This is a genomic window from Nitratifractor sp. (genome assembly GCF_015487065.1).
Classification (GTDB): Bacteria; Campylobacterota; Campylobacteria; order Campylobacterales; family Sulfurovaceae; genus Nitratifractor.
In genome coordinates this window covers 1-2843 of the sequence record NZ_WFQN01000019.1, presented here as the reverse complement: position 1 = coordinate 2843, position 2843 = coordinate 1, and the positions used below count along the sequence as shown (strand labels likewise).

Annotated in this window: 5 protein-coding genes; all 5 read right to left on the bottom strand. The window is 54.8% G+C overall.

Annotated elements, in window-relative coordinates; all coding sequences use genetic code 11:
- A partial coding sequence (locus F8I07_RS00990) for a paraquat-inducible protein A (RefSeq protein WP_292654563.1) occupies nucleotides 1-380 on the bottom strand: 380 nt, incomplete at its 3' end.
- The gene (locus tag F8I07_RS00985) at nucleotides 377-1021 is read right to left on the bottom strand and encodes a paraquat-inducible protein A (RefSeq protein WP_292654560.1); all 645 of its coding nucleotides are present in this window, start codon (nucleotides 1019-1021) and stop codon (nucleotides 377-379) included. The genes F8I07_RS00990 and F8I07_RS00985, both read right to left, overlap by 4 nt.
- 228 nt (nucleotides 1022-1249) lie before the next feature.
- A complete protein-coding gene (locus tag F8I07_RS00980; RefSeq protein ID WP_292654558.1) occupies nucleotides 1250-1678 on the bottom strand; it encodes a YchJ family metal-binding protein in 429 nt (142 codons plus the stop codon).
- 97 nt (nucleotides 1679-1775) lie between these two features.
- Nucleotides 1776-2588 carry an NlpC/P60 family protein gene (locus F8I07_RS00975; RefSeq protein WP_292654555.1) on the bottom strand — a complete coding sequence of 271 codons (813 nt, stop codon included), beginning with the start codon at nucleotides 2586-2588 and terminating at the stop codon, nucleotides 1776-1778.
- A gap of 62 nt (nucleotides 2589-2650) precedes the next feature.
- Nucleotides 2651-2812 (bottom strand): hypothetical protein, encoded by a 162-nt coding sequence (locus tag F8I07_RS00970; protein WP_292654552.1) that lies wholly within the window; start codon nucleotides 2810-2812, stop codon nucleotides 2651-2653.
- Nucleotides 2813-2843 lie beyond the last annotated feature (31 nt).

Genomic DNA, 2843 nt, shown 5'->3' with positions numbered 1-2843 from the left:
TGGTGCCGAACGGTATGGATGAGGTAAAGCAGGATCAGCATCTTGAGCACCGGAACCAGGATACTGGCGATGAAGATGACGCTCCCGATGAGGTAGGATCCGGTCTCCATGAAGTAGATGACCCCGCTCATGATCGTATCGGATTCGGTCCCGGCGAAGGTTTGCACATGCATCATCGGCAGGAGGTTGGCCGGAATGTAGAAGATGATGCTGGCGATGACCAGTGCCAGGGTATTCTGGAGGCTGTGACTCTTTCTCAGGTGAACTTCACTGCCGCAGCGGGGACAGTAGGCGGCCACTTCTCCGCCCTTTTTCGGAGGGAAAGTGACCAGCTGACGACAGGTGGGGCAGCAGCCCAGGTTTCGGTTGATGGCTCTCATGAACGGAGCCTCCGGAAGGTTTTGATCCGTCCTTTGTGCTGGGCCTTTTCGATCCGTTCCCAGATCGGATGGGATTCGAAGATCGACTCTCCGTAGGCGAGGATCAGGATGAGGGCGGCAAAGGACCAGAGGGAGATTCCCGGGATGATGGTTCCCATCTTGACCAGTTTGACGATGGAGACCAGAACGCCGACGAGAAAAACATCCAGCATCCCCCAGGGGGTGATATCTTCAAGCGTTTTGAGAAGATGGGGAGCGAAGCGGGGGACCCGTCCGTGATGCAGAGGGGCGAAGAGCAGCAGAAAAATCACGATCCGGCTGAAGGGCACGACCAGGGTCGTCATCAGGACAGCCACGGCGAGGAGATAGTCCCCCTCCTCATAGAGATATTGTATCGCCGTGGTGAAAGTGGCCTGGGAGCTGTTGCCCAGGACTTCGAAGGTCAGAAAAGGAAAGGCGTTGCTGACAAGAAAAAGGATCAGTGCGGCGACATGAACGGCGTAGAGTTTTTCGATCATTCCGGGGTGATAGCGAAAGAGGACGTGCCCGCAGTTGGGACAGCGGTATCGTCCCGGTCTCTGAGGATAGGGAAGCCGGCAGAGTTCGTCACATTCATGGCAACAGATCAGACGTGATTCCACTTTTCCCCCCGTTTATATGATTCGTTAATCCCAAATCCTGCAGTAGAAAGTGCACCAGATGTGCCAATGCTCGGTTGGCAGGGGTGTTCGCCCATGTCACCGATGATCGGTGCAGATGGCGTGCTGGCTAATGCATGATTTGGGTTAATTCTAAGATTATAGTTAAAAGGAGATGAAAACTCTCTGGAAGAACAGATCCCTGTCTGCCTGAGCAGCGTTGCCGGGCCTCTAATCTACGGTCTTCTTCTCCTCTTCGGGCAGAAACTCCCCCGAGCGATAGAGCCACTCGCCCTCCACACAGAGGAAACGGCTTTTTTCGATGAGGACTCCGTCGCGGAACCGGGCCCGGAAAAGCACAAAGGCCTCCGCTTCTCCCGGTTGGTACTCCAGGATATCGAGCCGAAGAAAGTCTGTCTGCCGGCTGAACCGCTCCACTTCCGCTTTCCAGCGCTTTCTCTCCTTGGAATATTCGGGACAGAGCGGATGGGTGGTCCGGAGGATATAGTCAGCCTCCCCGGCGGCGTAGGCGCTGTAGCGGCTCTTCATCAGTGTCAGCGCATCAGGAGCCCGTTTGCCCTGGTGATAGGGGCGGCAGCATCGTTTGTATTTGTTGCCGCTTCCGCAGGGGCAGGGGGCGTTGGGGGAGAGGATTTTCATTTGAAAATCCTCTCGATTTTGGATGGTGGATTTTGGATGATGAATGAAAGCGTTGCCAAGCAATGCAAACCAAAATTTCTCATTCCTCATTTCTCATTCATAATTCTTTCAGGAAGGCTCCGGGGTTGAACTCCTGGCGGGTGTTGGGCAGGACGCTCAGAGCATCTTCTCTACTGGCGAAGGGGCCGACGAGGAGTTTTCGCATTCCGTCTTCATAGAGGGAACGGTAGTCGTAGCCCAGGGCCCGGATGTGCTTGAGCCAGGCAGGATCGGGGGTTCCCTTGAAGGAGCCGACCTGGATATAGAAATGCCCGCTCTTGGCAGTAACCTTCTCGGGGACCTGGAAGCACTTTTTGCAGGAAGCGGGCGGTGTGGCGGAGGAGGCGAGGGGCAGACTGGGGGCGTAGGGAGAACTCTCATCGGGCAGGTAGCGCTTGTAGAGCTTGATGCGGCGGCGATAATAGGGACTGTCCAGAGAGCTGATTTTGACCCCCTCCTTTTCGTTGGCGGCGTGTTCGAATTTTCCGTTGCCGATATAGACGCCCACGTGGGTGATCTGTCCCGATCGCCTCGGGGTGGTATCGAAGAAGACGAGATCCCCGTAGCGCAGCTGATCCCGGGTGACGGGACGGCCGACCTGGGCCTGTTTGCGGGCAATGCGCGGGACCTTCATATTCATACTCTCATAGCAGTAGTAGACCAGGCCGGAGCAGTCGAAGGCGTCGGGCCCTTCTTCGGCCCAGACATAGGGTTTGCCCAGTTGAGCGTCGAGGAGTTTTTTGAGTTTGGCCCGATCGGCTTTGTGGTATCGGACCTTGGGTTTGTGGATCGTATAGTCATATTTCGGACCGCATCCGGCCAGCCATAGCAAAAGTGAGAGGACAAAAAAGAGAAGATAATATTTTTTCATATAGTGATTATAACACAGAGATCCGTGTGCTTTTTCCGGCGCTTCCGGACAAAGAGACGGTTTCAGTCTTTGAGCATATCGTTCATCCGTTTGGTATCCGGATCCTCGTTGGGGTCTCTCTTGGGTTTGCGCATTTCGTAGATGAGCGTGGCAAGTAGTCCGGTGGCGATGACGATGATCGCGATATGCAAAACGAGATATTTGGGTTCCAACAACATATTCATGGTGATTTCTCCTTAGATGACAAGCATGGCA